Annotated in this window: 25 protein-coding genes; 1 reads left to right on the forward strand and 24 read right to left on the reverse strand. The window is 53.4% G+C overall.

Going from position 1 to position 22,669, the window contains the following annotated elements; translation table 11 throughout:
- Positions 1–64 precede the first annotated feature (64 nt).
- From dprA to smc, 16 genes are all read right to left on the reverse strand, one after another.
- Positions 65–859 (reverse strand): DNA-processing protein DprA, encoded by a 795-nt coding sequence (gene dprA / locus KNP77_RS01900; protein ID WP_251138866.1) that lies wholly within the window; start codon positions 857–859, stop codon positions 65–67.
- Between the two features lie 54 nt (positions 860–913).
- The gene (gene sucD, locus KNP77_RS01905; RefSeq protein WP_070327506.1) at positions 914–1,831 is read right to left on the reverse strand and encodes a succinate--CoA ligase subunit alpha; all 918 of its coding nucleotides are present in this window, start codon (positions 1,829–1,831) and stop codon (positions 914–916) included.
- A gap of 12 nt (positions 1,832–1,843) precedes the next feature.
- Entirely contained in the window at positions 1,844–3,004 is a 1,161-nt protein-coding gene (sucC, locus tag KNP77_RS01910; RefSeq protein WP_070327507.1) for an ADP-forming succinate--CoA ligase subunit beta, read from the reverse strand.
- 111 nt (positions 3,005–3,115) lie between these two features.
- The gene (locus KNP77_RS01915) at positions 3,116–3,382 is read right to left on the reverse strand and encodes an EscU/YscU/HrcU family type III secretion system export apparatus switch protein (RefSeq protein WP_016508266.1); all 267 of its coding nucleotides are present in this window, start codon (positions 3,380–3,382) and stop codon (positions 3,116–3,118) included.
- Positions 3,382–4,227, reverse strand: coding sequence for a hypothetical protein (locus tag KNP77_RS01920; protein ID WP_071399590.1), 846 nt, complete (start codon positions 4,225–4,227; stop codon positions 3,382–3,384). Before KNP77_RS01920 ends, KNP77_RS01915 begins: the two co-directional genes overlap by 1 nt.
- A gap of 13 nt (positions 4,228–4,240) precedes the next feature.
- Positions 4,241–4,996 (reverse strand): ribonuclease HII, encoded by a 756-nt coding sequence (locus tag KNP77_RS01925; protein WP_302050620.1) that lies wholly within the window; start codon positions 4,994–4,996, stop codon positions 4,241–4,243.
- Between the two features lie 41 nt (positions 4,997–5,037).
- Positions 5,038–5,898 carry a ribosome biogenesis GTPase YlqF gene (ylqF, locus tag KNP77_RS01930; protein WP_131440287.1) on the reverse strand — a complete coding sequence of 287 codons (861 nt, stop codon included), beginning with the start codon at positions 5,896–5,898 and terminating at the stop codon, positions 5,038–5,040.
- A 12-nt stretch (positions 5,899–5,910) separates the two neighbouring features.
- Positions 5,911–6,453, reverse strand: a complete 543-nt coding sequence (lepB, locus tag KNP77_RS01935; RefSeq protein ID WP_016508241.1) for a signal peptidase I — start codon at positions 6,451–6,453, stop codon at positions 5,911–5,913.
- An 80-nt stretch (positions 6,454–6,533) separates the two neighbouring features.
- Positions 6,534–6,887 carry a 50S ribosomal protein L19 gene (rplS, locus tag KNP77_RS01940; RefSeq protein ID WP_070327950.1) on the reverse strand — a complete coding sequence of 118 codons (354 nt, stop codon included), beginning with the start codon at positions 6,885–6,887 and terminating at the stop codon, positions 6,534–6,536.
- 110 nt (positions 6,888–6,997) lie between these two features.
- Entirely contained in the window at positions 6,998–7,717 is a 720-nt protein-coding gene (trmD, locus tag KNP77_RS01945) for a tRNA (guanosine(37)-N1)-methyltransferase TrmD (RefSeq protein WP_131465296.1), read from the reverse strand.
- On the reverse strand, positions 7,707–8,225 hold the full coding sequence (gene rimM / locus KNP77_RS01950) for a ribosome maturation factor RimM (RefSeq protein ID WP_070327511.1): 519 nt from the start codon (positions 8,223–8,225) through the stop codon (positions 7,707–7,709). The genes trmD and rimM overlap by 11 nt, the downstream gene beginning before the upstream one ends.
- Before the next feature lie 53 nt (positions 8,226–8,278).
- Positions 8,279–8,554, reverse strand: a complete 276-nt coding sequence (rpsP, locus tag KNP77_RS01955; RefSeq protein ID WP_021067098.1) for a 30S ribosomal protein S16 — start codon at positions 8,552–8,554, stop codon at positions 8,279–8,281.
- Positions 8,555–8,635: 81 nt separating this feature from the next.
- Complete coding sequence (gene ffh, locus KNP77_RS01960; protein WP_070327512.1) at positions 8,636–9,976, reverse strand: signal recognition particle protein; 1,341 nt, start codon at positions 9,974–9,976, stop codon at positions 8,636–8,638.
- 11 nt (positions 9,977–9,987) lie between these two features.
- Positions 9,988–10,311 carry a putative DNA-binding protein gene (locus tag KNP77_RS01965; protein ID WP_070327513.1) on the reverse strand — a complete coding sequence of 108 codons (324 nt, stop codon included), beginning with the start codon at positions 10,309–10,311 and terminating at the stop codon, positions 9,988–9,990.
- A 96-nt stretch (positions 10,312–10,407) separates the two neighbouring features.
- Positions 10,408–11,409 carry a signal recognition particle-docking protein FtsY gene (ftsY, locus tag KNP77_RS01970; RefSeq protein WP_131465298.1) on the reverse strand — a complete coding sequence of 334 codons (1,002 nt, stop codon included), beginning with the start codon at positions 11,407–11,409 and terminating at the stop codon, positions 10,408–10,410.
- Positions 11,406–14,963 (reverse strand): chromosome segregation protein SMC, encoded by a 3,558-nt coding sequence (gene smc, locus KNP77_RS01975; protein WP_251138867.1) that lies wholly within the window; start codon positions 14,961–14,963, stop codon positions 11,406–11,408. The genes ftsY and smc overlap by 4 nt, the downstream gene beginning before the upstream one ends.
- Positions 14,964–15,078: 115 nt before the next feature.
- Here smc and KNP77_RS01980 point away from each other — a divergent pair, with 115 nt between their 5' ends.
- A complete protein-coding gene (locus KNP77_RS01980) occupies positions 15,079–15,273 on the forward strand; it encodes a DUF1128 family protein (protein ID WP_016509709.1) in 195 nt (64 codons plus the stop codon).
- A gap of 37 nt (positions 15,274–15,310) precedes the next feature.
- On the opposite strand, the gene rnc is transcribed toward KNP77_RS01980, so the two are convergent.
- The 8 genes from rnc to sdaAA all read right to left on the reverse strand — a co-directional run bounded on the left by rnc (position 15,311) and on the right by sdaAA (position 22,662).
- Positions 15,311–16,027 carry a ribonuclease III gene (gene rnc / locus KNP77_RS01985; RefSeq protein ID WP_070327951.1) on the reverse strand — a complete coding sequence of 239 codons (717 nt, stop codon included), beginning with the start codon at positions 16,025–16,027 and terminating at the stop codon, positions 15,311–15,313.
- Between the two features lie 121 nt (positions 16,028–16,148).
- Positions 16,149–16,388 (reverse strand): acyl carrier protein, encoded by a 240-nt coding sequence (gene acpP, locus KNP77_RS01990; protein WP_016509693.1) that lies wholly within the window; start codon positions 16,386–16,388, stop codon positions 16,149–16,151.
- Positions 16,389–16,447: 59 nt separating this feature from the next.
- Positions 16,448–17,188 carry a 3-oxoacyl-[acyl-carrier-protein] reductase gene (gene fabG / locus KNP77_RS01995; protein WP_070327516.1) on the reverse strand — a complete coding sequence of 247 codons (741 nt, stop codon included), beginning with the start codon at positions 17,186–17,188 and terminating at the stop codon, positions 16,448–16,450.
- On the reverse strand, positions 17,181–18,098 hold the full coding sequence (gene fabD / locus KNP77_RS02000; protein ID WP_214888051.1) for an ACP S-malonyltransferase: 918 nt from the start codon (positions 18,096–18,098) through the stop codon (positions 17,181–17,183). The genes fabG and fabD overlap by 8 nt, the downstream gene beginning before the upstream one ends.
- A gap of 18 nt (positions 18,099–18,116) precedes the next feature.
- On the reverse strand, positions 18,117–19,106 hold the full coding sequence (plsX, locus tag KNP77_RS02005; protein WP_070327518.1) for a phosphate acyltransferase PlsX: 990 nt from the start codon (positions 19,104–19,106) through the stop codon (positions 18,117–18,119).
- The gene (gene fapR, locus KNP77_RS02010) at positions 19,103–19,672 is read right to left on the reverse strand and encodes a transcription factor FapR (RefSeq protein WP_016509712.1); all 570 of its coding nucleotides are present in this window, start codon (positions 19,670–19,672) and stop codon (positions 19,103–19,105) included. The genes plsX and fapR overlap by 4 nt, the downstream gene beginning before the upstream one ends.
- A gap of 85 nt (positions 19,673–19,757) precedes the next feature.
- Positions 19,758–21,788, reverse strand: coding sequence for an ATP-dependent DNA helicase RecG (recG, locus tag KNP77_RS02015; RefSeq protein ID WP_131489843.1), 2,031 nt, complete (start codon positions 21,786–21,788; stop codon positions 19,758–19,760).
- Positions 21,775–22,662, reverse strand: a complete 888-nt coding sequence (gene sdaAA, locus KNP77_RS02020; protein WP_070327520.1) for an L-serine ammonia-lyase, iron-sulfur-dependent, subunit alpha — start codon at positions 22,660–22,662, stop codon at positions 21,775–21,777. The genes recG and sdaAA overlap by 14 nt, the downstream gene beginning before the upstream one ends.
- Positions 22,663–22,669 lie beyond the last annotated feature (7 nt).

Below are 22,669 nucleotides of genomic sequence, written 5' to 3' on the forward strand. Positions count from 1 at the left end.
CATCTGCTCCCCTTTTGGAGGTCATTTAAATCCCTACCATAATATTCATGTTATCGACCGTTTGTCAACGTGCAATCATCACACCATTCAAAATTTGGTCGGGATTCGTCAAAGGAATCGCTCCTTCTTCAATCAATTTATTCGGTCCTTCCGCTAACGGATCGAGCGGACTTCCCGGCACCGCAAACACCGTCTTGCCTTGCTCGAGCGCATGACTCACCGTATTCATCGTCCCGCTCTTTCGTCTCGCTTGGACGACGACGAGCCGGTCGCCTAATCCACTGACAATTCGATTTCGTTCTAAAAATTGAAATTTTTTGACAGGTGTTTCCGGAGTATATTCACTGAGGAGCAATCCTTGTTTCGAGATCTGGTCGAACAGTTGGTGATGAACATGTGGATACATGTGCGAAAAGCCGGAACCGAGGACCGCAATCGTCGGTCGGTTCCGCCTGACTGCCAACTCATGAACGAGTCCGTCAATACCGATCGCGCCGCCTGAAATCGATACAGTTTCTTCTATTAAAGGGTGTAAATATTCAACGAGCGGTCGACTGATCCGATTCAATTCACGACTCCCGACCAAAGCGGTCGTTTGTTCTTGTAGTACCTCTAAATCGCCCTGATAAAACAAACAGTACGGAGGGTTGGGGATATGTAAGAGCATTCGTGGGAACAATTCGTCCTCCCACGTCAAAAAACGGTCATACGTGACCGTTGAACGGAACGCCCGATTCGCTTTTTTCCAAACGTTCGGATGGAACGAATTCTGTTCCGTCAGACCCGGATTTGATAAGTAATGATGGACGAACTCGACCGGCAAACGTTCTGCCGCAAAACGAGCTATTGTTTGATTCATCACAATCTCCTTTAAAAAAATGAGGGATGCGCGCACCCCTCATTCCGATTGGTCTTACGTCGTCGGTTGTCCCGTGACACAAGCATCATACAGACCTTCATTTTTAAGCACACGGATGAGTGTCTCACCGATGACAGCAGGTGTCTCGGCGACTTCGATCCCGTTTGCGTTTAACGTCTTGATTTTTTCAGCGGCCGTTCCTTTTCCGCCTGAGATGATCGCTCCAGCGTGGCCCATCCGTTTGCCTTCAGGAGCCGTCTGACCACCGATGAAACCGATGACCGGTTTCGTCATGTTCGCCTTGACCCATTCAGCGGCTTCTTCTTCAGCCGTCCCACCGATCTCGCCGATCATGATGACCGCAAGCGTGTCTTCATCTTCGTTGAACGCTTGGAGCGTGTCGATGAAGTTCGTCCCGTTGACCGGGTCCCCACCGATCCCGACCGCAGTCGATTGGCCGATTCCGGCCGTCGTCAACTGATGGACCGCTTCATACGTGAGCGTCCCTGAACGTGAGACGATGCCGACATGGCCTTTCGTGTGGATGTAGCCTGGCATGATGCCAAGTTTCGCCTCACCCGGCGTGATGATCCCTGGGCAGTTCGGTCCGATCAAACGGGCCGGTTTGTCCTCGAGATAGCGGCTCACTTGGATCATGTCGATGACAGGAATCCCTTCCGTGATGCAGATGATGAGTTCGATGCCGCTATCAGCCGCTTCCATGATCGAGTCGGCCGCGAAAGCTGGTGGCACGTAGATGATCGATGCGTTCGCACCGGTCGCCTCGACCGCGTCAGAGACAGTGTTAAACACAGGTACGTTGTCGAGTACGGTCGTACCACCTTTACCAGGTGTGACCCCGCCGACCAGTTTCGTGTTATACGCTAACATCTGTTCGCCGTGGAACATACCTTGTTTCCCCGTGATCCCTTGAATGATCACTTTTGTATCTTGATTCACCCAAATACTCATGTCGTTTCCCCCTTATCGAACGAGTGCCGCGATTTTTTCTGCCCCATCATCCATCGAGGTCGCAGAAGTGATCGCAAGTCCAGATTCATCGAGAATGCGTCTTCCCGCATCCACGTTTGTTCCTTCTAAGCGGACGACGAGTGGCAAGTCGAGTCCGATTTCTTTTGTCGCCGCGACGATTCCTTCGGCGATGATGTCACACTTCATGATGCCACCGAAGATGTTGACGAAGATTCCTTTGACTTGGTCATCCGACAAAATCAATTTGAACGCTTCTGTGACTTTTTCTTTTGTCGCACCGCCGCCTACATCGAGGAAGTTAGCGGGTTCGGCGCCGTAGTGCTTGATGATATCCATCGTCGCCATGGCGAGGCCGGCACCGTTTACGAGACAGCCGATATTGCCGTCAAGGGCGATATAGCTAAGGTCGTGTTTCGACGCCTCGACTTCACGCGGATCTTCTTCCGTCGTGTCACGAAGGTCGACGATGTCGGTATGACGATAAAGCGCGTTGCTGTCAAAGTTCAATTTCGCATCGAGCGCGACGACGTTACCGTCTTTCGTCGTGACGAGCGGGTTGATCTCCGCAATCGTGCAGTCCGTCTCGACGTACACTTTATAAAGCTTCATGACCATGTCGCTAAACTTGTTGACGAGTTTAGTCGGCACTTCCATCTTGAAAGCAAGACGGCGCGCCTGGAACGGACGGAGTCCGACGACCGGGTCGACGATTTCTTTATGAATCTTTTCAGGAGTATGTTCAGCGACTTCTTCGATGTCCATACCGCCCTCAGATGAACCCATGATGACAATTCGGCCGATCGAACGGTCAAGCACAAGTCCTAAGTAAAATTCTTGATCGATGGCAGAACCTTCTTCGATATAGAGGCGCTGCACGACTTTTCCTTCAGGTCCAGTCTGGTGCGTGACGAGCGTCTTACCGAGAATCTCTGTCGCGTACTGTTTTACTTCTTCATCCGTTCTGGCAAGTTTGACGCCACCGGCTTTCCCGCGGCCACCTGCGTGGATCTGTGCTTTGACTACTTTCAATTCACCGTCTAGCTTGGCGGCTGCTGCAACTGCTTCTTCTACCGTGAAAGCCGGATAGCCCGTAGGTACGGCCACTCCAAACGTTCTAAGCAATTCTTTCGCCTGATACTCATGGATATTCATTTAGTTTCCCCCTTAGTCCCCTTTGATATCGGCATATCTATTGTAACGAAAAACTGAAAGCGCTGTCTATCGTTCTTGCTTTAAGTTTTCATCTTTTTTTCACATCTACCCCTAGACATTTTCGATTTTACCTTGTTCCATCTGATAGAGAAACACAAAAAGCTCGGCGATCACTTGATACAAGTCGTCCGGAATATGCTCTTCGATCTGTAACGCTGACAGGAGTGACAACAGCGCCGGGTCTTCATGGATCGGGATACCGTTCTCTTGTGCGAGGGCGAGCATCCGTTCGGCGACGAGGCCGCCGCCCTTCGCGACGACGCGCGGAGATTCCATCGATTGTTCGTAAGACAAGGCGATTGCTTTTTTACGGTCCATCATACATGAAAATCCACCTTTCCTAACGGGGCGAACGTCTCGGGGAGCGATTCTTGTCTCACTTCGAACGAGAATCGGGACAGTTCATAGCCGTTCGCTTTGAGCGCACTGCCGAGCAGCGGCTCGTACGCTTTGATGAACGGGGACAAGTCGTGTTGTTCGTTGAATACTTTCACGGTGACGTGCCGCTTTTGAACGAGCAGGTCGATGCCCGTCTCGCCGAAGCGAGGCGTTTCTAGAAATAAGACGATACGGGCATGGTCTGCGTCGATCATCTCGCTTTTCGGGGCCTCAAGCCGGAACCTAACTTGTTCGAACGGTCCTAATTGCGGTATGTGAAATGCTTGGACGACGAACGGCGGCGTCTGGACCGCGTTGAACGTCTCTTGGGCCCGCACGAACTGTTCAAACTTCGGGTCGCCTTTCGCCTTGAACAGTTCCCCGACGAGCTGTTTGACGTCACTTCCCGCTCCGCTCTCGAGCAGTTGCCGTCCCATCGCTTTGACGGATTCCGGTGTCTGGATGGCCTCTTTTGAGAAGCGGCCGAGTTGTTCTAAGAGTAACGTCACCGGTGTCTTCCCGGCCTGGGCCGGTTCCGCCGTAGGCGGCATCACTTTCAGGACGAGTTTCGGTTCGAGCTCGGTGACGACCATCTTGTACGTGACGTTCTCTTTAACGTCTGCGTTCACCCCGACCCGGAACAGTCCTTGCGGCAGTTGCATGACCGCTTCGTTCCCGGGCAAGAGCTGGAGCACCCTGCCGACGACCGTGTTGCCGACGAGCAGCTGACGCGACGTCTGTTCGGTGACTTTGAACGGCAGGACGCCTTGGTGATCGATCCGCATCGGGCTCCCCCTTTCATATCATATGTTTAATCGGTGCGAACGACTTGCGATGAATCGGTGTGATGCCGCGCTCGTTCAACGCGTTCAAATGAAGTTCCGTCCCGTATCCGGCGTTGCGTTCGAAACCGTATCCCGGATACGTCGCGGCGAACTCTTCCATCATCTTGTCGCGGACGACTTTGGCGACGACGCTCGCCGCCGCGATCGAGACGCTCAACTCGTCCCCTTTAATGAGCGACGTCTGCGGCAAATCAAGTTCGAGTGTCATCGCGTCAATCAAGAGCGCGTCGGCCCCGTCAAGCTGTCGGACCGCCTCGGTCATCGCGAGCTTCGTCGCTTCATAAATATTAATTTGATCGATCACTTCCGCGTCGACGATTCCGACCCCGACGAATGCCTCGTCGAGAATCGTTGCGTACGCTCGTTCCCGTGCCGCTTTCGTCATCTTCTTTGAATCGTTCAGTCCCGGGCTGTAAAAATCGTCCGGCAAGACGACAGCCGCCGCGACGACAGGACCCGCGAGCGGTCCCCGCCCGACCTCGTCGATGCCAGCGACCAACTTGAAGCCTTGCTGTTTCAGCTCGGCCTCATACTGCAGGCGGCGTGTATAGTCGTCCCGCTCGTCCCGCTCCGCGTCAAACCGTCTCTGACGTTGCTCCAGGAGTGCCTGGACGCCCGCGCGCGGGTCATCCTTCAGTTCGGCCCGGACATCGTCCCACTCTTCATATCGGACGGTTTTTAGCCGTTGTTTAATCTCTTGAATCGTCACGATCTGCCTCCTATCCAAAAAAGCCCTGTTTTCACAGGACTTCACGCCATATTATGATCTGCCGGCGTCTCAAGCGAGACACGTCCGATCTTCTCATGACGAAGCTCATTCAATAATAGTTCGCTCGCTTTTTCGAAATCGACGTAGCCGCCGCTGAGAAGGCCACGTTTTTTCCCGATCAACTCGAGCAGTTCGACCGCGTCTTCCGGCAAGTCGTCGAGTTTAAACCGCTCTTTCAACTGTTCCGGGTAACGGGCGCGCAGTTCACGCGCTGCATACATCGCGATGTCATCAAGGTTTAAAATGTCGTCCTTGATCGCACCCGTAGCAGCTAAGCGATATCCGACCATCTGGTCCTCGAACTTCGGCCACAGAATACCAGGCGTGTCGAGCAGTTCCATCTCGCCGCCTTTCATCTTGATCCATTGCTGCCGTTTCGTCACACCAGGGCGGTCCCCGGTGATGGCGATGTTGCGCCCGGCGAGCCGGTTGATCAGTGTCGACTTCCCGACGTTCGGGATGCCGATGATGAGGGCGCGGATCGGGCCAGGATTACGGCCTTTCTCACGCATGCGGTCGTGCTTGTCTTGCATGAGCTTCTCTGCGCCCGTCATGAGCTGCTTTAAGCCTTTGCTATGCTTCGCATCGACGGCGACGACTTCGATGTCGTCACGCTTCAGGGCGCGCATCCAGGCGTCGGTGACGGCTTGATCGGCCATGTCAGCCTTGTTCAACACGATCAGCCGCGGTTTACCGGCCGTGATCTCATCGACCATCGGATTTCGGCTCGATTGCGGAACACGTGCATCGACGAGTTCGATGACGACGTCAATCAGTTTTAACTTTTCTGTTACTTGTCTTCGCGCCTTGGCCATGTGGCCAGGGAACCATTGAATTGCCAAAAAAACACCACCTTATTCTTCTACCGTCCCGAAGTCACCCATCGGCCAGAACACAAAGTTCGTTTTGCCGACGACGCTTTCTTTCGAGACAAAGCCGATTTCACGGCTGTCTTTCGAGTTTTGTCGGTTATCTCCCATAACGAAGTATGAGCCTTCCGGTACGACCGCTTCACCTGTCACTTGTTCGAGCGTAAAGTTCTCGGTTAGAGGAAAGCCGTTCATTTGGGCTTGAAAATCCTCTAAATACGGTTCTTCGACTGCTTCTCCGTTCAAGTAGAGCGTATCGTCCCGATATTCAAGCGTATCTCCAGGAATGGCGATGACGCGTTTAATATAGTCCTTTGATTCAGTCGCATGAAAGACGATAATATCGCCCCGGTCGAGTTCACCGACGTAGTTAGAGATTTTGCTGACGATCATCCGATCGGCGTTTTGGAGCGTCGGCATCATCGACTCACCTTCGACGATGACAGGTACAAAGATGAACGTCCGGATCACGAACGCGATGACGAGCGCCACTACGATTGCTTTAAGCCAACTGAACACTTCTTTCAAATTGCCTCACTCCTCTGTCCGTTTGAACTTATTGTACTAGAAAAAAAGAAGCTTGTCGCAAGCGACAAGCTTTCCCCATCTTAACGACGGATTTCTTTAATACGTGCTGCTTTACCGCGAAGGTTGCGGAGGTAGTAAAGTTTCGCACGGCGAACTTTACCGTAACGAACGACTTCGATTTGCGCGACACGCGGTGAGTGAAGCGGGAATGCACGCTCAACACCTACGCCGTAAGAAATCTTACGGACTGTGAATGTTTCGCTGATGCCGCCACCTTTACGCTTGATGACTACGCCTTCGAAGATCTGGATACGCTCACGCGTTCCCTCTACGACTTTAACGTGGACACGTACTGTGTCACCAGGACGGAAAGCAGGGACGTCCGATTTGAATTGTTCTTCTGTGATTTCACGGAACAGTTTTTGTGCGTTCATGAATTGATCTCCTTTTTCTTCAATGTTCATATCTTCGTTTGCCTCGGCATCCAATAGCGGAACATCGGTAATCGGTGGGGCTAACCCACATGCTCAAACATAGCATAATTTTATGAATCGCGCAACGATTCGATGAAGTTTTTATCGGCCGGCGACAGATCAATTTGGTCTAACAGTTCCGGTCGACGCCTGAACGTTCGTTCGAGCGAACGCTCGCGGCGCCACGACTCGATTTTGGCGTGATTGCCCGACAACAGGACGTCCGGGACTTTGAGGCCGCGGAAGTCAGCCGGTCTCGTATAATGCGGATATTCGAGCAGTCCGGTCGAGAACGAGTCGTCCTCGTGGCTCGCTTGATCGCCGAGCACTTCCGGGATGAGGCGAACCGTCGCGTCGATCATGACCATCGCCGCGAGTTCACCACCGGTCATCACGAAGTCTCCAATCGACACTTCGTCTGTCGCGAGTTCGTCGTGGATCCGTTGGTCGAATCCTTCGTAATGTCCGCATAAAAAGATCAAATGCTCTTCGTTCGCCCATTCTTCGGCGACACGTTGATTGAACGGTCGCCCCGTCGGCGTCGTCACGATGACGCGCGGCTTCGACTTTGCGAGCGAATCGAACGCATCAAACATCGGCTGTGGCGTGAGTAGCATCCCGGCGCCGCCTCCGTACGGAGCATCATCGACTTTATGATGTTTGTTCGTCGAGAAGTCACGGAAGTTCGTGAACTGCACTTCGACTTGGCCGAGTGTCCGGGCACGCCCGACGATCGAATGATCAAGCGGGGCGAACATTTCCGGGAACAAGGTCAAGACATCAATTTTCATCGTCGATCATTCCAGGGATCGGCGTGATGATGACACGTTTCGCTTCGACGTCGATGTCTTTGACGACCGACTCGATGTACGGGATGAGCGCATCCGTCTTGCCGGGACGCTTGATGACCCAGACGTCGTTCGCGCCATTGGTCTCAAAGATGTCCTCGACGACACCGATCACTTCTCCGTCGACGACGGCCTCGCATCCGATGATCTCGTGGTAGTAAAATTCATGCTCCGGAAGCTCGTGGACGTTTCCGGCATGGACGTAGAGCGACATCCCTTTGTACTTCTCGACGAGATTGATGTTGTCTAGCCCTTTGAACGTGACGAGATGGAACTGTTTGTGCGGACGATACGTCGTCACTTCGAGCGGCATCTTCTTCCCGTCGACGTCAAGGTAGAGCGTCTCACCAATTTTAAAGCGTTCTTCTGGAAAATCAGTCGCGGCGAGCAACTTCAATTCCCCTTTTAAACCGTGCGTGTTGGCGATTTTGCCTACGTTTAACCAATCCATCATAAAACCTCCTCAAAAAAATAGGCCGACCTCATAAAAGGTCGGCCACAGGGTTACTTCGCGTTTTTCGCGTTGTGGAATTTCTCCATGATCCCTGCTTTAGAGAACAAGTTGCGGACTGTGTCAGATGGCTTCGCGCCGTCTGCCAACCATTTGAGCGCGAGTTCTTCGTTGATGCGAACTTCTGCTTCTGGTTTTGCAACCGGGTTGTAGTGACCGAGTTGTTCGATGAAACGGCCATCACGTGGTGAACGTGAATCTGCTACAACGATCCGGTAAAAAGGTGATTTATTTGCGCCCATGCGCTTGAGACGAATTTTAACTGCCATGGTAATATACCTCCATTATGTGTTTAAGAATTGACAACTTTAATAGTATACTGCTTTTTTGCCTGACTGACAAAAGTTTTCTTAGAAGAATGGAAGGCCGAGACCTTTTTTCTTCCCTTTCATTTGTCCTGACATCTGCTTCATGAGCTTCTTCATGTCATCGAACTGTTTGATGAGACGGTTCACTTCCTGGATGGAACGACCGCTCCCTTTTGCGATCCGCTTGCGACGACTGGCGTTGAGCACTTCAGGATTCGTGCGCTCATGCTTCGTCATCGACCGGATGATTGCCTCGACATGATCGAGTTGCTTCTCGTCGATTTGGACGTTCTTCAACCCTTTCATCTTACCTGCACCAGGTAACATCGAGAGTAATTCATCAATTGGGCCCATGTTTTTCACTTGACCCAATTGCTCGATAAAATCATCGAACGTGAACGATGCATCACGAATTTTGCTTTCAAGCTCTTTCGCGGCATCTTGGTCCATTTGTGACTCCGCTTTTTCGATGAGCGTGAGCACGTCACCCATTCCAAGGATCCGTGACGCCATGCGCTCCGGATAGAAAGGTTCGAGGGCATCCAACTTTTCACCGAGACCGACGAACTTAATCGGCGCTCCCGTGACTGCCTTGATTGAAAGGGCTGCCCCACCACGTGTATCACCGTCGAGTTTTGTCAACACGACGCCGGTAATTCCGAGCAAATCATTAAAGCGATCGGCCACGTTGACCGCATCTTGACCCGTCATCGCATCGACGACGAGGAAGATTTCATTCGGTTTGGCGATCGTTTTCACATTTTCGAGTTCGCCCATGAGCGTCTCGTCGATATGAAGACGACCGGCCGTATCTATCAACACGAAATCGTGATGATTAACTTTGGCGTGCTCGAGCGCTTTTGTGACGATTTCTTCCGGCGTCACTTGATCGCCAAGTGAGAACACCGGTAAATCGAGTTGCTTGCCGAGAGTCTCGAGCTGTTTGATGGCCGCCGGCCGATAAATATCAGCAGCGACGAGAAGCGGACTCCGGTTATGCTTTTTGCGAATCAAGTTCGCGAGCTTTCCGGTCGTCGTCGTCTTACCCGCACCTTGTAATCCGACCATCATGACGACTGTCGGTGGTTTTGAACTAAAGGTGATCGGGACGACGTCACTTCCCATCAAGGTCGTTAATTCTTCATGAACGATCTTGACGACTTGTTGTCCAGGTGTCAACGATTTCATGACGTCTTGGCCGATTGACCGTTCTTTCACGTCGTTGACGAACTGTTTGACCACTTTGAAGTTAACGTCGGCCTCAAGGAGCGCGAGACGAACTTCTCTCATCATCTCTTTGACGTCTGCTTCGGAAATCTTACCTTTCCCCCGCATTTTCGCCAATGTCGATTGCAACCGTTCTGATAATCCTTCAAATGCCATGCTTCAGCCCCCTACTCTAAATTCTCAAGCGCCGAAACCGTCTCCGTCACGTCGGGCATTTGCTCGACTTGACGTCTGAGCGTTTGGAGAAGCAGTTGCCGTTGCTCGAATTTCTCGAACAGCTCCAGCTTTTCTTCATACTGCTCAAGCATTGCTTCGGTACGCTTTATGTTATCGTAGACCGCTTGACGGCTGACTTCAAACTCTTCCGCAATCTCTCCGAGCGAGTAGTCATCTAGGTAATAAAGAGACATGTAGTTGCGCTGTTTCGGCGTGAGAAGCGCTTGATAAAAATCGAATAAGTAGTTCATTCGATTCGTCTTTTCGAGCGACATACCTCTCACCTCCACATGTTAAGTGAAATCCCTTTACAACTAACAATAGTACAGCCGTCCTAACGTCTTGTCAAGTTTTTTTCTTAACAGTGAAAGTTAGGCGAGGTCATCGTTTGTCTGGTTTTTTTCTTCAAATACGTCACCGAATAGTCCGAGGACGAACTGCTCTGGGTCGAACGCCTGTAAATCATCAATTTTTTCACCGAGACCGACGTATTTGACCGGAATATCGAGCTCGTTTCTGATCGCGAGGACGATGCCGCCTTTGGCCGTCCCGTCTAACTTCGTAAGCACGATCCCGCTCACGTTCGTCGCTTCCTGAAACGCCTTCGCTTGAAGCATCGCGTTCTGTCCCGTCGTCGCGTCTAACGCGAGCAAGACTTCGTGCGGACCGTTTGGCACTTCGCGTTCGATGACCCGTTTCACTTTCTCGAGCTCTTTCATCAAGTTGACCTTGTTTTGGAGTCGTCCTGCCGTATCGCAAATCAAGACGTCGACACCGCGTGACTTCGCGGCTTGGACAGCATCAAACACGACCGCGGCCGGATCTGACCCTTCCGCTTGGCGAATGACGGGGACACCGGCACGTTCACCCCATACTTGCAGCTGGTCGATCGCGCCGGCCCGGAACGTATCTCCCGCCGCAAGCATGACCGAACGACCTTCTGCTTTCAACTGATGGGCGAGTTTTCCGATTGTCGTCGTCTTGCCGACACCGTTCACACCGACGAACAAGATGACGGTCAACCCGTCCTGCATGTTCAACTCGCGGTCTGACTCGTCTTCTTGTAGACGTTTCGCCACGACTTCGACGAGGGCGTCGCGGACGGCGGCCGGGTCTTTCAAATTGCGACGCTTCACTTCTTCTTTTAAATCTTCGACGAGGTCCATCGTCGTCGTGACGCCGACGTCCGCCTGGATGAGCAAATCTTCAAGTTCATCGAAGAAGTCCTCATCGACTTCACGGAACCGATAGACGAGGTCGTTGACGGCGCTCGCAAACCCGTCACGTGTTTTCGTCAACCCGTCTGTAAACTTTTGCGACACCTCTTGTGTCGAGGTCGTCAATTTATCTTTTAATTTTTTAAAAAAACTCAAGTCAATTCCTCCATCTCTTCATCTGTCTCGACGACACGTTTCGCTTCTGATAATTCGACCGAAAGTACCTCCGAGACACCGTTTTGTTGCATCGTCACGCCATAGAGCGTGTCGGCCGCCTCCATCGTCCCTTTACGGTGGGTGATGATGACGAACTGTGTATCGATCGACAACGTGCGGACGTATTCACCGAACCGGTGGACGTTCGCCTCGTCGAGCGCTGCTTCGACCTCGTCGAGCACGCAGAACGGGACAGGGCGCGTCTTTAAAATCGCAAATAAGAGCGCGATCGCGGTCAGTGCCCGTTCGCCACCAGACAACAGACTCAACGTCTGTAACTTTTTGCCGGGCGGTTTGGCGACGATATCGATCCCTGTGTTTAATAAATCAGTCGCATCGACGAGTTTAAGGTCGGCCTCGCCGCCTCCGAAAAGTTCTTTGAACGTCTGTTTGAAATGCGTGCGGACGGTCGCATACGTCTCGTTGAACAACCGTGTCACTTCTCGGTCCATTTCGGAGATGACGTCGTACAGGTCCTGTTTCGCATTGACGAGATCGTCTCGCTGTTCAGACAAGAACGTGAACCGTTCATTGACGAGTTCAAACTCTTCGATCGCACTCAAGTTGACAGGTCCGATCTCCTCGATTTGACGGACGAGCAACTTGAACTCTTCTTTCGCCTCGTCGAGCGGGATCGATAATACCGGGAGCAGGTCATAGACGAGTCCACGTTCTTCGAGGGCGTCTAGTTTCCACTGCTGTTTCAACTCGAGTTCATTCGCCTCAGTTTCAAGCTTACGGACGTCGGCCTCGAATTGGCGGCGAACGTCCATCGCCTGCTGTTCACGCTGTCTGAGGATACGATGTGACTCTTCCTCTGTTTTCAGCGTTTGCGACTGCGCTTCAATTCGCCCTTTCAACACTTTCATCTGCTCCGTCGCCTCGTCATGCTCGATTCGAAGTTCCGCGGATGAGACGATCCGTCCGCTTTCGAGCCGCTCGAGTTCGTGTTTGATTTGATTGAGTCGGGTTGTCTGTTTGTCGACTTCGGCAACGAGCCGTTCGACTTCCGTATTCACCCGATCCAGGTCAAGCGTATGACGTTGCAGGTCGAGCTCGTTTAGACGGATTGCTTCTTGCAATTGCCCCGTCGTCTCCGCGCCTTTCGCCTGCTCCGCACGCAACTGCTCGAGCTCTGTCCGCAGCGACGTCTGCAACACTTCCGTCGCCTCGAGTTCACTTGCGAGGCGCGTCAATTCTGCCGAAGATGTTTCAATCGTATGCGTATAGCGATTCATCTCGTGATCGAACAGTTCGAGTTGTGCTTTCGCGTCCTGGGTCGTCCGCTCTAATTCCCGGAACGAGGTCTCTAACGCCCGGAGCGTCTCTTCCTCTTGCCGTTTCCGTGTTCTGAGCGTGTGGAGCGACTGTTTGAGGCGACTCGTCTCCGCTTCATACTCCGTCACACGAAGCTGCTGTTCGTGCAGCATGGCCAACCCTTGCGTCAATCCTTGTTTCAAATCATCGAGCTCTCTTGACTGGGTGAACAGGGCGACGCCTTGTTTCCGGCTCCCCCCTGTCATCGAACCACCGACGTTGACGATATCGCCGTCGAGCGTGACGATCCGGTAGCGATAGCCCGTCGTCTGAGCGATCCGGTTCGCGACCTCGAGCGTCTTGGCCACGATGACGGCCCCGAGCAAGGACCGTTTCAATTTGTCAAACAAAGGTTCCGTCGTCACGAGATCGGATGCGATGCCGACGAAGCCATCCATCGCCTCGAGACGATGGGCGACCTCGCTCGGGATAAAGCGCTCTTTCACCGTCGTCATCGGGACGAACGTAGCCCGCCCGGCATTAGCCCGGCGCAACTTGTCGATCTCACGGCGGCCGACCGCTTCATCTTCAACGACGACGTGTTGTTGCGTTTGACCGAGTGCCGTCTCGATGGCGGCCTCATATGATGGGAGCACTTGAATCAGCTCTGCAACCGCTCCGAGCACACCGCTCGCACGGTCTTTCAATACGAATTTGACGGCATGGAAATACCCTTCATATGATTGCTTCATCCGCTCTAACATGTCGATCCGGTCTTCGGTCTTTTGACGGCGCCGGTCGAGGTCATGATACGATTGTTCGGCTCGCGACAACTTTTCTCGGAGCGCGACTTCCTTAGCGACCAATGCCTCTTCTTCGGCCAGCAGTTCCTGCCAAGCCGTACGTACCGCTTCAAGACGATCTCGGTTTGCATCGAGCGAGGCGGTCTGTTCGGTTCGAACATCAAGCCGGTCCTTGTTCTCACGCAGGAGACGTGCTTTCGCTCCCTCTGCCTGTTCGATGTCACGTCGTTCCCGTTTTTGTTGGTTGCTGAGCGTGGCTCGTGTCGTTGCCAGTTCGAACGCTTCACTTTGAAGCTGTTCGATCTCCGCGTTGAAATCGCGAGTCGCCGCCGTAAGCTTCCGCGCGAGCTCGTCACGTGTCACCTCAACGGTCTGCAACGCTTCTGACTTCAAGGCTTTGTCCGTTTGAGCGACCGACAATCGCGACTGCAATTGCTCTGTCTCTTCGACCAACTCCGCGCGTTGGCGCTCGAGTCGTTCTTTCGTCTCTGCCCCGTGTTCTTCTCGCGCTTTGGCGAGTTTAATATCTCCTGAGAGCCGTTCGAGCTCAGTCGCTTGAAGACGCTCATCCTGATGGAGCGTCTCGAGGACGGCCCGATGCTCGGTCAATGTTTCCTCGAGCGCGGCCCGTTCGGTGCCGAGCGCGTTCAGCGTCGCTTCTTGGTTGCGTAACTGTTCTTCTGCTGCCGTCTGTTGTGTTGTGGCGAAAGTGATCTTCGCCTTGAGCTCAGTGATCTCGGCACCGAGAATCCCGGTCTCGAGGTCGTCATGCCGCGCCTTGGCGACTTGGAACTCTCGAGCGAGTGCCGCTTGTTCACGAAGCGGTTCGACCCGGTCGGCAAGTTCGTATAAGATATCGTCGACGCGCGACAAGTTCAGCTCGGTGTCTTGCAACTTTCGTTCCGCTTGTTTTTTGCGTTGGCGGTACTTCAGCACGCCGGCCGCTTCTTCAATGACGGCGCGGCGATCTTCCGGTTTACCCGAGATGACTTGTTCGACCCGTCCTTGCCCGATGATCGCAAACGCGTCACGGGACAAACCCGTATCCATGAACAAGTCGATGACGTCTTTCAGGCGGCACGGCTTTTTATTCATGAAATAGTCGCTGTCGCCACTGCGCGTCACGCGTCTCGTTACGCTCACTTCTTCATACGGCAGGCGCAAGTGCGCATCGCTATTATCTAAAACGAGCGTCACTTCGGCGACGTTGCGGTGGTTCTCGCCTTCGCTACCGGCAAAGATGACATCTTCCATTTTCGCCCCACGGAGCGATTTGGCCGACTGTTCGCCGAGTACCCAGCGAACAGCGTCCGATATATTTGATTTCCCGCTCCCGTTCGGTCCAACCACGGCTGTCACGCCGGGACGGAAATCTAGTTCAATCCGCTTGGCAAACGATTTAAAGCCAGCGAGTTCGATTCGTTTTAAGTGCATCGTGACCATCCTATCCTAAGTAAGCATTCATTCGTTTATTTTACCACAGTTGCTAGTTCGTCAAAATGCTAGAATCATGCTATTCTAAAAAGAACTGTAGAAAGGGGTACTACACATGACGAATGAACAAATGATCGAGGAAATCCTCGATAAAATGAACATCATCAACCGCGGTGCGATCAAGGCGGAAGAATATAACAAAGCCGATGCATCGGCCGTGAAAGAGATTTACGACTACGTGATGAACCGGTCATCACTCTCGATCTCTGAAGTCGACGGTCTCGTCGAGGAACTTGGCCAATTGACGTAACCAAAAGGAGTGGACCCGCGCGGGTCCACTCCTTTTTTTATAGGCCGGCGTATCGCCGATTGAATTCGATCAACGCTTCTTTAGCCGCGATCTGCTCGGCTTCTTTCTTCGAACGACCGATCCCTTCGCCGACGATATCGTCACTGAGACGAGCGTGGGAGACGAATTCACGGCTATGGGCCGGACCGCGTTCTTCGATGATCGTATACGTGACCGGGCCGAGCCCTTCGCGCTGTACACTCTCTTGAAGTTGACTCTTATAATCGGTCTGCTCTTCAAACACACCGGCTAAGACTTTCGGAAAAACCGCTTCGGCGAGGAACTGTTCTACTGGTTCGATCCCTTGGTCAAGGTAGAGGGCGGCGATGTATGATTCGAACACATCGGCGAGTAACGCGGGACGTTTCCGTCCGCCTGTCAGCTCTTCCCCTTTTCCAAGCAAGATAAAATCAGAGAAAGCGTAGGCTTCGGCAAAGTTCACGAGCGACGGCTCACAAACGATGGCCGCCCGTAACTTCGTTAATTCCCCCTCGGAGCGCTCCGGATACGTCTCATATAAAAACCGGGACACTGTCAACTCGAGCACCGCGTCTCCTAAAAACTCTAACCGTTCATTGTCTTTTTTCAAACCGCGTTGTTCATTGACATATGATGAATGGGTGAACGCCTGCATTAACAGTTCTTGGTTCGTAAATTTCACACCAAGTCGTTCCTCGAGTGACGTGAACTTCTCCACGATACGTGCTCGCTCCACTTCATTTCGTCGGCGTCTTTGCGCCGACCCTTGACGGTCGAACCGTCGCTTATCCTTTGTCATAAGTCCCTCCGTGTATAAGCACAAGCCCACCGCTCATTATGAGCGGTGGGAGGCTTGATTACAATTTTGTTTCGATGTAAGACACGACGTCGCCCACAGTTGCAAGCTTCTCGGCATCTTCGTCTTCGATTGTGATATCGAACTTGTCTTCAAGGTCCATGACCATTTCCATCACTTCGAGCGAGTCCGCACCGAGGTCGTCTTTAAATGATTTTTCGGCTGTGATTTCAGAAACGTCTTTCCCGAGTTTCTCTGCTACTGCTGCTTGTACGTCTACTAAGATTTGTTCTTTTGTCATGATAAAATCCCTCCAAAGTAAATTATATTAAATGTACTACAATTGGTAAAGTTCTGTTTTTACGCCATCGTCATGCCGCCGTCGACGGCGATCGTCTGCCCGGTCACGTAAGCGGCCTCGCTTGACGCGAGAAACGAGACGATGCTCGCCACGTCTTCGACTTGGCCGAAGCGATTGAACGGAATTTGTCCGAGCGTCGCTTCGCGCTGCGCGTCTGTCAACGCACCGGTCATGTCGGTCTCGATAAAGCCTGGACAGACCGCGTTCACCGTCACGTGACGGGCCGCGAGCTCGCGCGCCACCGATTTTGTGAGTCCGATGAGTCCAGCTTTCGCTGCCGCATAGTTCGCTTGTCCGGCGTTCCCCGTGATTCCGACGACCGAGGCGATGTTGATGATGCGCCCTGATTTCGACTTGAGGAGCGGACGCGTCGCCGCTTGCGACGTCAAGAACGCGCCTTTCAAGTTCGTCGCGAGCACATCGTCAAAGTCGGTCTCTTTCATGCGCATGAGCAGACCGTCTCGTGTGATCCCGGCGTTGTTGACGAGGCAATCCAAACGGCCGAACGTATCGACTGCCGTCTTGACGAGTGCTTTCACATCGTCAGCGTTCGAGACGTCCGCTTTGACGGCGATCGCCTCGCTGCCCGCCGCTTCAATGGCTGCAACGACTGCTTTTGCTTGCTCGACACTACCCGAGTAATTGACGACGACTCGAAAGCCGTCTTCCCCTAAACGCTTCGCGATGGCGGCCCCGATACCCCGGGACGCACCCGTCACGATTGCTACTTGGTCATGCACGCACTTCTCCCCCTAACGCTGCAACCTCTTCTAACGTCGTCACTTGTTTAAGTGTCACGTTTTTATCGATTCGTTTGATGAGCCCGGACAACGGTGACGTCGAACCGAACTCGATGAACGTATCGACCCCCTCAGTAATCGCTTTCCGGACACAGTCCTCAAACCGGACCGAGGCGTACAGTTGCTCGGTAAGAAGAGCTTTTAGTTTCTCGGCGTCAGTATGGACCGCCGCGTCGACGTTCGAAATGATCCCAATCGTCGCATCTTTGAACGGTGACGATGCGAGCACATCTTTAAACCGTGTCGCAGCAGGCATCATATACGAGCTATGAAACGCGCCTGACACGTCTAGCGGCAACACGCGTTTCGCCCCAGCCTGTTTTAAGTCTGTCTCTGCTTGTTTGACCGCGTCGACGTGACCCGAAATGACGAACTGGCCCGGACAGTTGTAATTGGCGATTTGTACAAGGTTTCCGCTGGCACTGATCTTCTCGGTCAAGTGGAACGCTTCTGCGACATCGGTCATGCCGATGACCGCTGCCATCGTTCCATCCTTCACCTCGGACATGAGCTTACCGCGCTCACGTACGAGCACACACGCTTCTTCGAGATCGATGACGCCCGCGACGACGAGTGCCGCATACTCACCGACACTATGGCCAATCACGACGTCCGGTTTGGCACCGGTCTTCCCGTGTGCGAGCGCGAGCAGCGCCGCGTGCGCCACGATGGCAGGTTGTGCGACTTCCGTTTGTTGAAGCTCTTCTTTTGATCCGGCCGCCATGACGTCGAGCAAATCAAATCCGAGTCGACGATCGATCGCTTGCATCTGTTCAGGATCGTCTAAGAACGTTTGACCCATACCGACTGTTTGTGACCCTTGGCCGGGAAATATCCACGCTTCTCTCATGTACTCACCTTCTTTACGTTAGTCTGTTGCTTTCGCTTGTTTGATTTTCGCGACGACATCATGGTCAACCATGATTTTCGCCTGTTTGAGCGCACTCATGATGGCTAGTGCGTCACTCGACCCGTGCGCTTTGATGACGGGGGCGTTGATTCCGAACAAGCCCGCACCACCTTGCTCACGATAATCTAATGTTTGTTTCAAGTTTTTCAGTTTCGGTTTTAAGACGAGAGCGGCAAGCTTCGAGACAATATCGCTCGTGAACTGTTCTTTCAACATTTTCATGAGCATTGACGAAGCACCCTCCACACCTTTCAACAAAATGTTTCCGGCAAATCCTTCTGTCACGATGACATCGACGTCACCTGACATCGCCTCGCGGGCCTCGACGTTTCCGACGAAGTGGACCGGAGCCTGTTCGAGGAGGGGGAACGCTTCTTTCGTCAGCGCGTTTCCTTTCCCAGCCTCCGTCCCAATGTTTAGGAGTGCGACACGTGGGCGCTTGATGCCGCGGACGTGCTCGGCGTATAGCGAACCCATGATCGCGTAATCAACCAAATGTTCTGCCTTAGCGTCCGGATTGGCCCCGACATCTAAGACGACGACACCGCTACCCGTATATGTAGGGAACGTTGGCGACAGTGCCGGACGTTCGATTCCAGGAATCCGACCGATGACAAAAAGCGAAACCGCCATGAGCGCCCCGGTGTTCCCGGCCGATACGAGTCCATCTGCTTTCCCGTCTTTGACGAGCTGAGCCGCTACGACGAGCGAGCTGTCTTTTTTCCGGCGAACCGCCCGGACCGGTTCATCTTCGCCTGTGATGACTTCGCTCGCAGGAACGATTGTAATCCGCGGGTCGGTCAACCCGTAGGACGCAAGCTTCACTCCATCACCGACTAGAAACAGTTCCATCTGCTCGTCCGGAAAACTTTCAGCAAATTGTTTTACGCCGTCCACGATTGCTTTTGGGGCATGATCCCCACCCATTGCATCAATTGCTAACTTCATACTTGTTCCTCCTCACCGCGACGATAAATCGTGAAGTCTCCGCTAAAGACACACTCTTCGCCGACATAACTATCCACTGAGACGTCCGTCCGTCCGTCTCGACGCAGTTTGACAACACGAGCCTTGGCAACGACTCGCTCTCCGAGATGAACTTGGCGACTAAACCGGATTTCCGCTTTAGTGGTCAACGCCAGTTCGTCGTCGATGAGCGCCACCGCTAACGAGTTGGCCTGAGCGAACAAGACGTGTCCACGGGCGATCTCATTGCGGCTAAAGACGTGTTCTCTTTCCATGTCGAGAACCGAGATGGCCGATTCGTCGAGTTTCAAGTCAATCATATCACCGATGACCTCGCTCATTGCGAGCGACTTCACTTCATCGAGGTGCTCTGAAGCAACATGCTTGATCCGTTCCCGGACTTCAGGAATTTTAAGCTCCATCCGATCGAGACGGATCGTTTGAATGCTGACGGCGAACTGCTTCGACAGTTCGTCGTCTTTAATGAACGGGTTATGTTCAATCGTTTCTTGCAGTAAGCGTTGCCGCTCCTTCTTAGGTACCCGCATTCAGTTCCCTCCTAAACTCTTCCCTAAAGAACTTAATACCTGGTACTAATAGCAGTATATATTCTTTAGTTTTAATTTTCAAGTGTTATTCTAACCTTTCGCCGACAAGTAAGTCGAGTCGCTTCAAGTATTGACGCAGCGGCCTGTACGAGGACTCCTGCCAAAACGTCTCGCTGCCGAGCAAGCGGACGGCGTCTTGCATCGCCACTTCCATCACTTTGAGGTCGAGGACCGGGTCGGCGACACGGAAACTCGGCAACCCGCTTTGGGCTGTCCCAAAGAAGTCGCCGGCGCCGCGGAGTTCTAAATCTTTTTCCGCCAACACGAATCCGTCGTTCGTCTCCGTCATCGTCTTCAAGCGGAGCTTCCCGACATCAGACTTCGGGTCTCCTACTAATATACAATAAGATTGATGTGCGCCTCGACCGACGCGCCCCCGTAACTGATGGAGCTGGGCCAAACCGAACCGTTCCGCATCGTGGATCACGATGAGCGAGGCGTTCGGCACGTTCACCCCGACCTCGACGACCGTCGTCGACACGAGAATTTGCAGTGAGTTGTCAGCGAACGCCTTCATCACTTCATCTTTCTCGGCACTCGACAGTTTTCCGTGCATGAGTCCGACCGCATAGTTCGGGAATCGCTCATTGAGTAAATGATACAACTCAGTTGCGCTCTCGACTTCGAGCGTATCGGATTCCTCGATCAATGGCGCGATGACGTACGCTTGACGTCCGAGTGACAGTTCGCGCTCGACCATCGTATGCACCCGGTCGATTTGATCCGTTTTCGCCCAATACGTCTCGATCGGCTTCCGGCCTGCCGGCATCTCATCGATCGTCGACACATCCATCTCCCCGAACGCGCTGATCGCGAGCGTCCGCGGAATCGGCGTCGCCGTCATATACAAGACGTCCGCAAGATCGGCCTTGTCTCGTAACATTTTCCGCTGCTCGACGCCGAACCGGTGTTGCTCGTCCGTGATCGCCAAGTGCAGACGCGAAAACTCAACCGGCCCTTGAATCAAGGCGTGCGTGCCGACGATGATGTCGACGTCACCGGCTTTGATCGCTTCGAGCAACGTAGCGCGCGCCTTCCCTTTGACCGAACTCGTCAATAAGGCGACACGGATCCCGTATGGCTCGAACAGTTGTTCAAGCGAAGCGACATGCTGCTCGGCCAAAATTTCGGTCGGCACCATGAGCGCGCCTTGATAACCCGCGTTCACTGTCGCATACAAGGCGATCGCGGCAACGACTGTCTTCCCGCTCCCGACATCCCCTTGCAACAGGCGATTCATGCGTTCAGGCTTCTCGATATCACTCACGATCTCACGAATGACGCGCGTCTGTGCACCCGTCAACGGGAAAGCGAGCCGCTTGACGAACTCGTTCAGTTGCGTTTTTTCGAGCGTGAGCGCCCTCCCTTTCCCGGAACGCTCCATCTTTCGAAACGCCTGAAGCTTCAATTGATAGAGCAGGCATTCTTCGTACACATAACTGCGGCGCGCTTGTTTGTACATCTCGATCGAATCAGGGAAATGCATCCCTCTGAGCATCGACGCCCGGTCCTCCAAGCGGTAACGCAAGCGGATTGATTCCGGCAGCCGGTCCTCAAACGTCGTCGTCTGATCGAAGGCGAGTTTGACGATTCGACTGAAATTCTTTTGCGTCAATCCGGCCCGAAGCGAATAGATCGGCTGTAACCCGTCCGCGAGCTCACCGAACTCGAGATCGGTCGCACTGATCGTCATCCGGTTCATATCCCATTTCCCTTTGACCGTAACCGTCGCACCAAGCGCCAATTTGTCTTTATAGAAAGCGCGGTTGAACATCGTCACATGGACGACGTAGCGCTCTTCTAACAACAGCCGGAACTGAAGTCGATTTTTGCCTTTACTATAATAGCGGACGAGCGGTTCCGCTTGAACGGTCCCACTCCATTTGACGAGGTCCCCGTGGACTGCCGTCGTCACAGTGCCGCTGTTATAATTTTCATAACGAAACGGGACGTGCTCTAGCACGTCCTCGATTCGTTCGAGACCCATCGTCTCTAATTTTTTGGCCATCTCTGGCCCGACCCCTCGGAGCGTCGTCAACGCGTCACTGTTTGGCATTTTCTTTCTCTCCAAAAATATTGCGTTCGATCCGACGTGCTGTCGGTGTGTTGGCGAGTCCGCCCCGTGCCGTCTCTTTCAAGGCGGTCGGCATCATTTGACCGATCTCGTACATCGCTGAGATGACTTCATCGCACGGGATGCGGGACGTGATGCCGGCGAGCGCCATATCAGCCGCGACGACCGCGTTCGCCCCACCCATGGCGTTCCGTTTGACGCAAGGTACTTCGACAAGACCCGCTACCGGATCGCAGACGAGCCCGAGCATGTTTTTCAAGGCGATCGCAAACGCCGTCGCCGACTGTTCCGGTGTCCCGCCGGCCGCTTCGACGATGGCTGCTGCAGCCATACCGGTCGCGGAACCGACTTCGGCCTGACAGCCTCCGGCCGCACCCGAAATCGAGGCGTTGTTCGCGACGACGAATCCGAACGCGCCCGAGGTGAACAAATACCGAATCATCGCATCGCGGTCCATCTCGAGACGGTCCTTGACCGCAAATAGCGTCCCCGGTACGACCCCGGCGCTCCCCGCCGTCGGTGTCGCGCAAATCCGTCCCATCGCCGCATTCACTTCGTTCGTGCCGATCGCTTTGGCGACGGCATCTAAAATCAAGTCACCGGCAAGTGATTTGCCCGACCGGACATAGTCTTGCATGAGCACGGCGTCATTCCCAGTCAGCCCCGTCACAGACGTCACGCCTTGCATCGCCCGCTCGACCGCTTCTTCCATCACTTCAAGGTTACGTTCCATCATCGCCATGACCTCTTCTCGTGTCGAGCGTCTGACGTGGACTTCTTGCTCGATCATCACTTCAGAGATCGGGATGTTTCGTTCCGTTGCCGTCCGTACTAATTCTTCTACTGATTTAAACATAGTCGTT

It is taken from the genome of Exiguobacterium sp. s142, from assembly GCF_018618455.1.
GTDB lineage: Bacteria > Bacillota > Bacilli > Exiguobacteriales > Exiguobacteriaceae > Exiguobacterium > Exiguobacterium aurantiacum_A.

Bases quoted from the DNA above. Each gene is read 5' to 3' on its own strand.
- recG (WP_131489843.1), bottom strand. From the start codon at position 21,788: ATGCCAAACAGTGACGCGTTGACGACGCTCCGAGGGGTCGGGCCAGAG.
- dprA (WP_251138866.1), bottom strand. From the start codon at position 859: ATGAATCAAACAATAGCTCGTTTTGCGGCAGAACGTTTGCCGGTCGAG.
- acpP (WP_016509693.1), bottom strand. From the start codon at position 16,388: ATGACAAAAGAACAAATCTTAGTAGACGTACAAGCAGCAGTAGCAGAG.
- rpsP (WP_021067098.1), bottom strand. From the start codon at position 8,554: ATGGCAGTTAAAATTCGTCTCAAGCGCATGGGCGCAAATAAATCACCT.
- fapR (WP_016509712.1), bottom strand. From the start codon at position 19,672: ATGCGGGTACCTAAGAAGGAGCGGCAACGCTTACTGCAAGAAACGATT.
- rimM (WP_070327511.1), bottom strand. From the start codon at position 8,225: ATGGATTGGTTAAACGTAGGCAAAATCGCCAACACGCACGGTTTAAAA.
- ffh (WP_070327512.1), bottom strand. From the start codon at position 9,976: ATGGCATTTGAAGGATTATCAGAACGGTTGCAATCGACATTGGCGAAA.
- trmD (WP_131465296.1), bottom strand. From the start codon at position 7,717: ATGAAAATTGATGTCTTGACCTTGTTCCCGGAAATGTTCGCCCCGCTT.
- KNP77_RS01920 (WP_071399590.1), bottom strand. From the start codon at position 4,227: ATGCGGATCGATCACCAAGGCGTCCTGCCGTTCAAAGTCACCGAACAG.
- sucC (WP_070327507.1), bottom strand. From the start codon at position 3,004: ATGAATATCCATGAGTATCAGGCGAAAGAATTGCTTAGAACGTTTGGA.
- rplS (WP_070327950.1), bottom strand. From the start codon at position 6,887: ATGAACGCACAAAAACTGTTCCGTGAAATCACAGAAGAACAATTCAAA.
- sucD (WP_070327506.1), bottom strand. From the start codon at position 1,831: ATGAGTATTTGGGTGAATCAAGATACAAAAGTGATCATTCAAGGGATC.
- KNP77_RS01965 (WP_070327513.1), bottom strand. From the start codon at position 10,311: ATGTCGCTCGAAAAGACGAATCGAATGAACTACTTATTCGATTTTTAT.
- KNP77_RS01915 (WP_016508266.1), bottom strand. From the start codon at position 3,382: ATGGACCGTAAAAAAGCAATCGCCTTGTCTTACGAACAATCGATGGAA.
- fabD (WP_214888051.1), bottom strand. From the start codon at position 18,098: ATGAGAGAAGCGTGGATATTTCCCGGCCAAGGGTCACAAACAGTCGGT.
- plsX (WP_070327518.1), bottom strand. From the start codon at position 19,106: ATGAAGTTAGCAATTGATGCAATGGGTGGGGATCATGCCCCAAAAGCA.
- smc (WP_251138867.1), bottom strand. From the start codon at position 14,963: ATGCACTTAAAACGAATCGAACTCGCTGGCTTTAAATCGTTTGCCAAG.
- sdaAA (WP_070327520.1), bottom strand. From the start codon at position 22,662: ATGTTTAAATCAGTAGAAGAATTAGTACGGACGGCAACGGAACGAAAC.
- KNP77_RS01980 (WP_016509709.1), top strand. From the start codon at position 15,079: ATGACGAATGAACAAATGATCGAGGAAATCCTCGATAAAATGAACATC.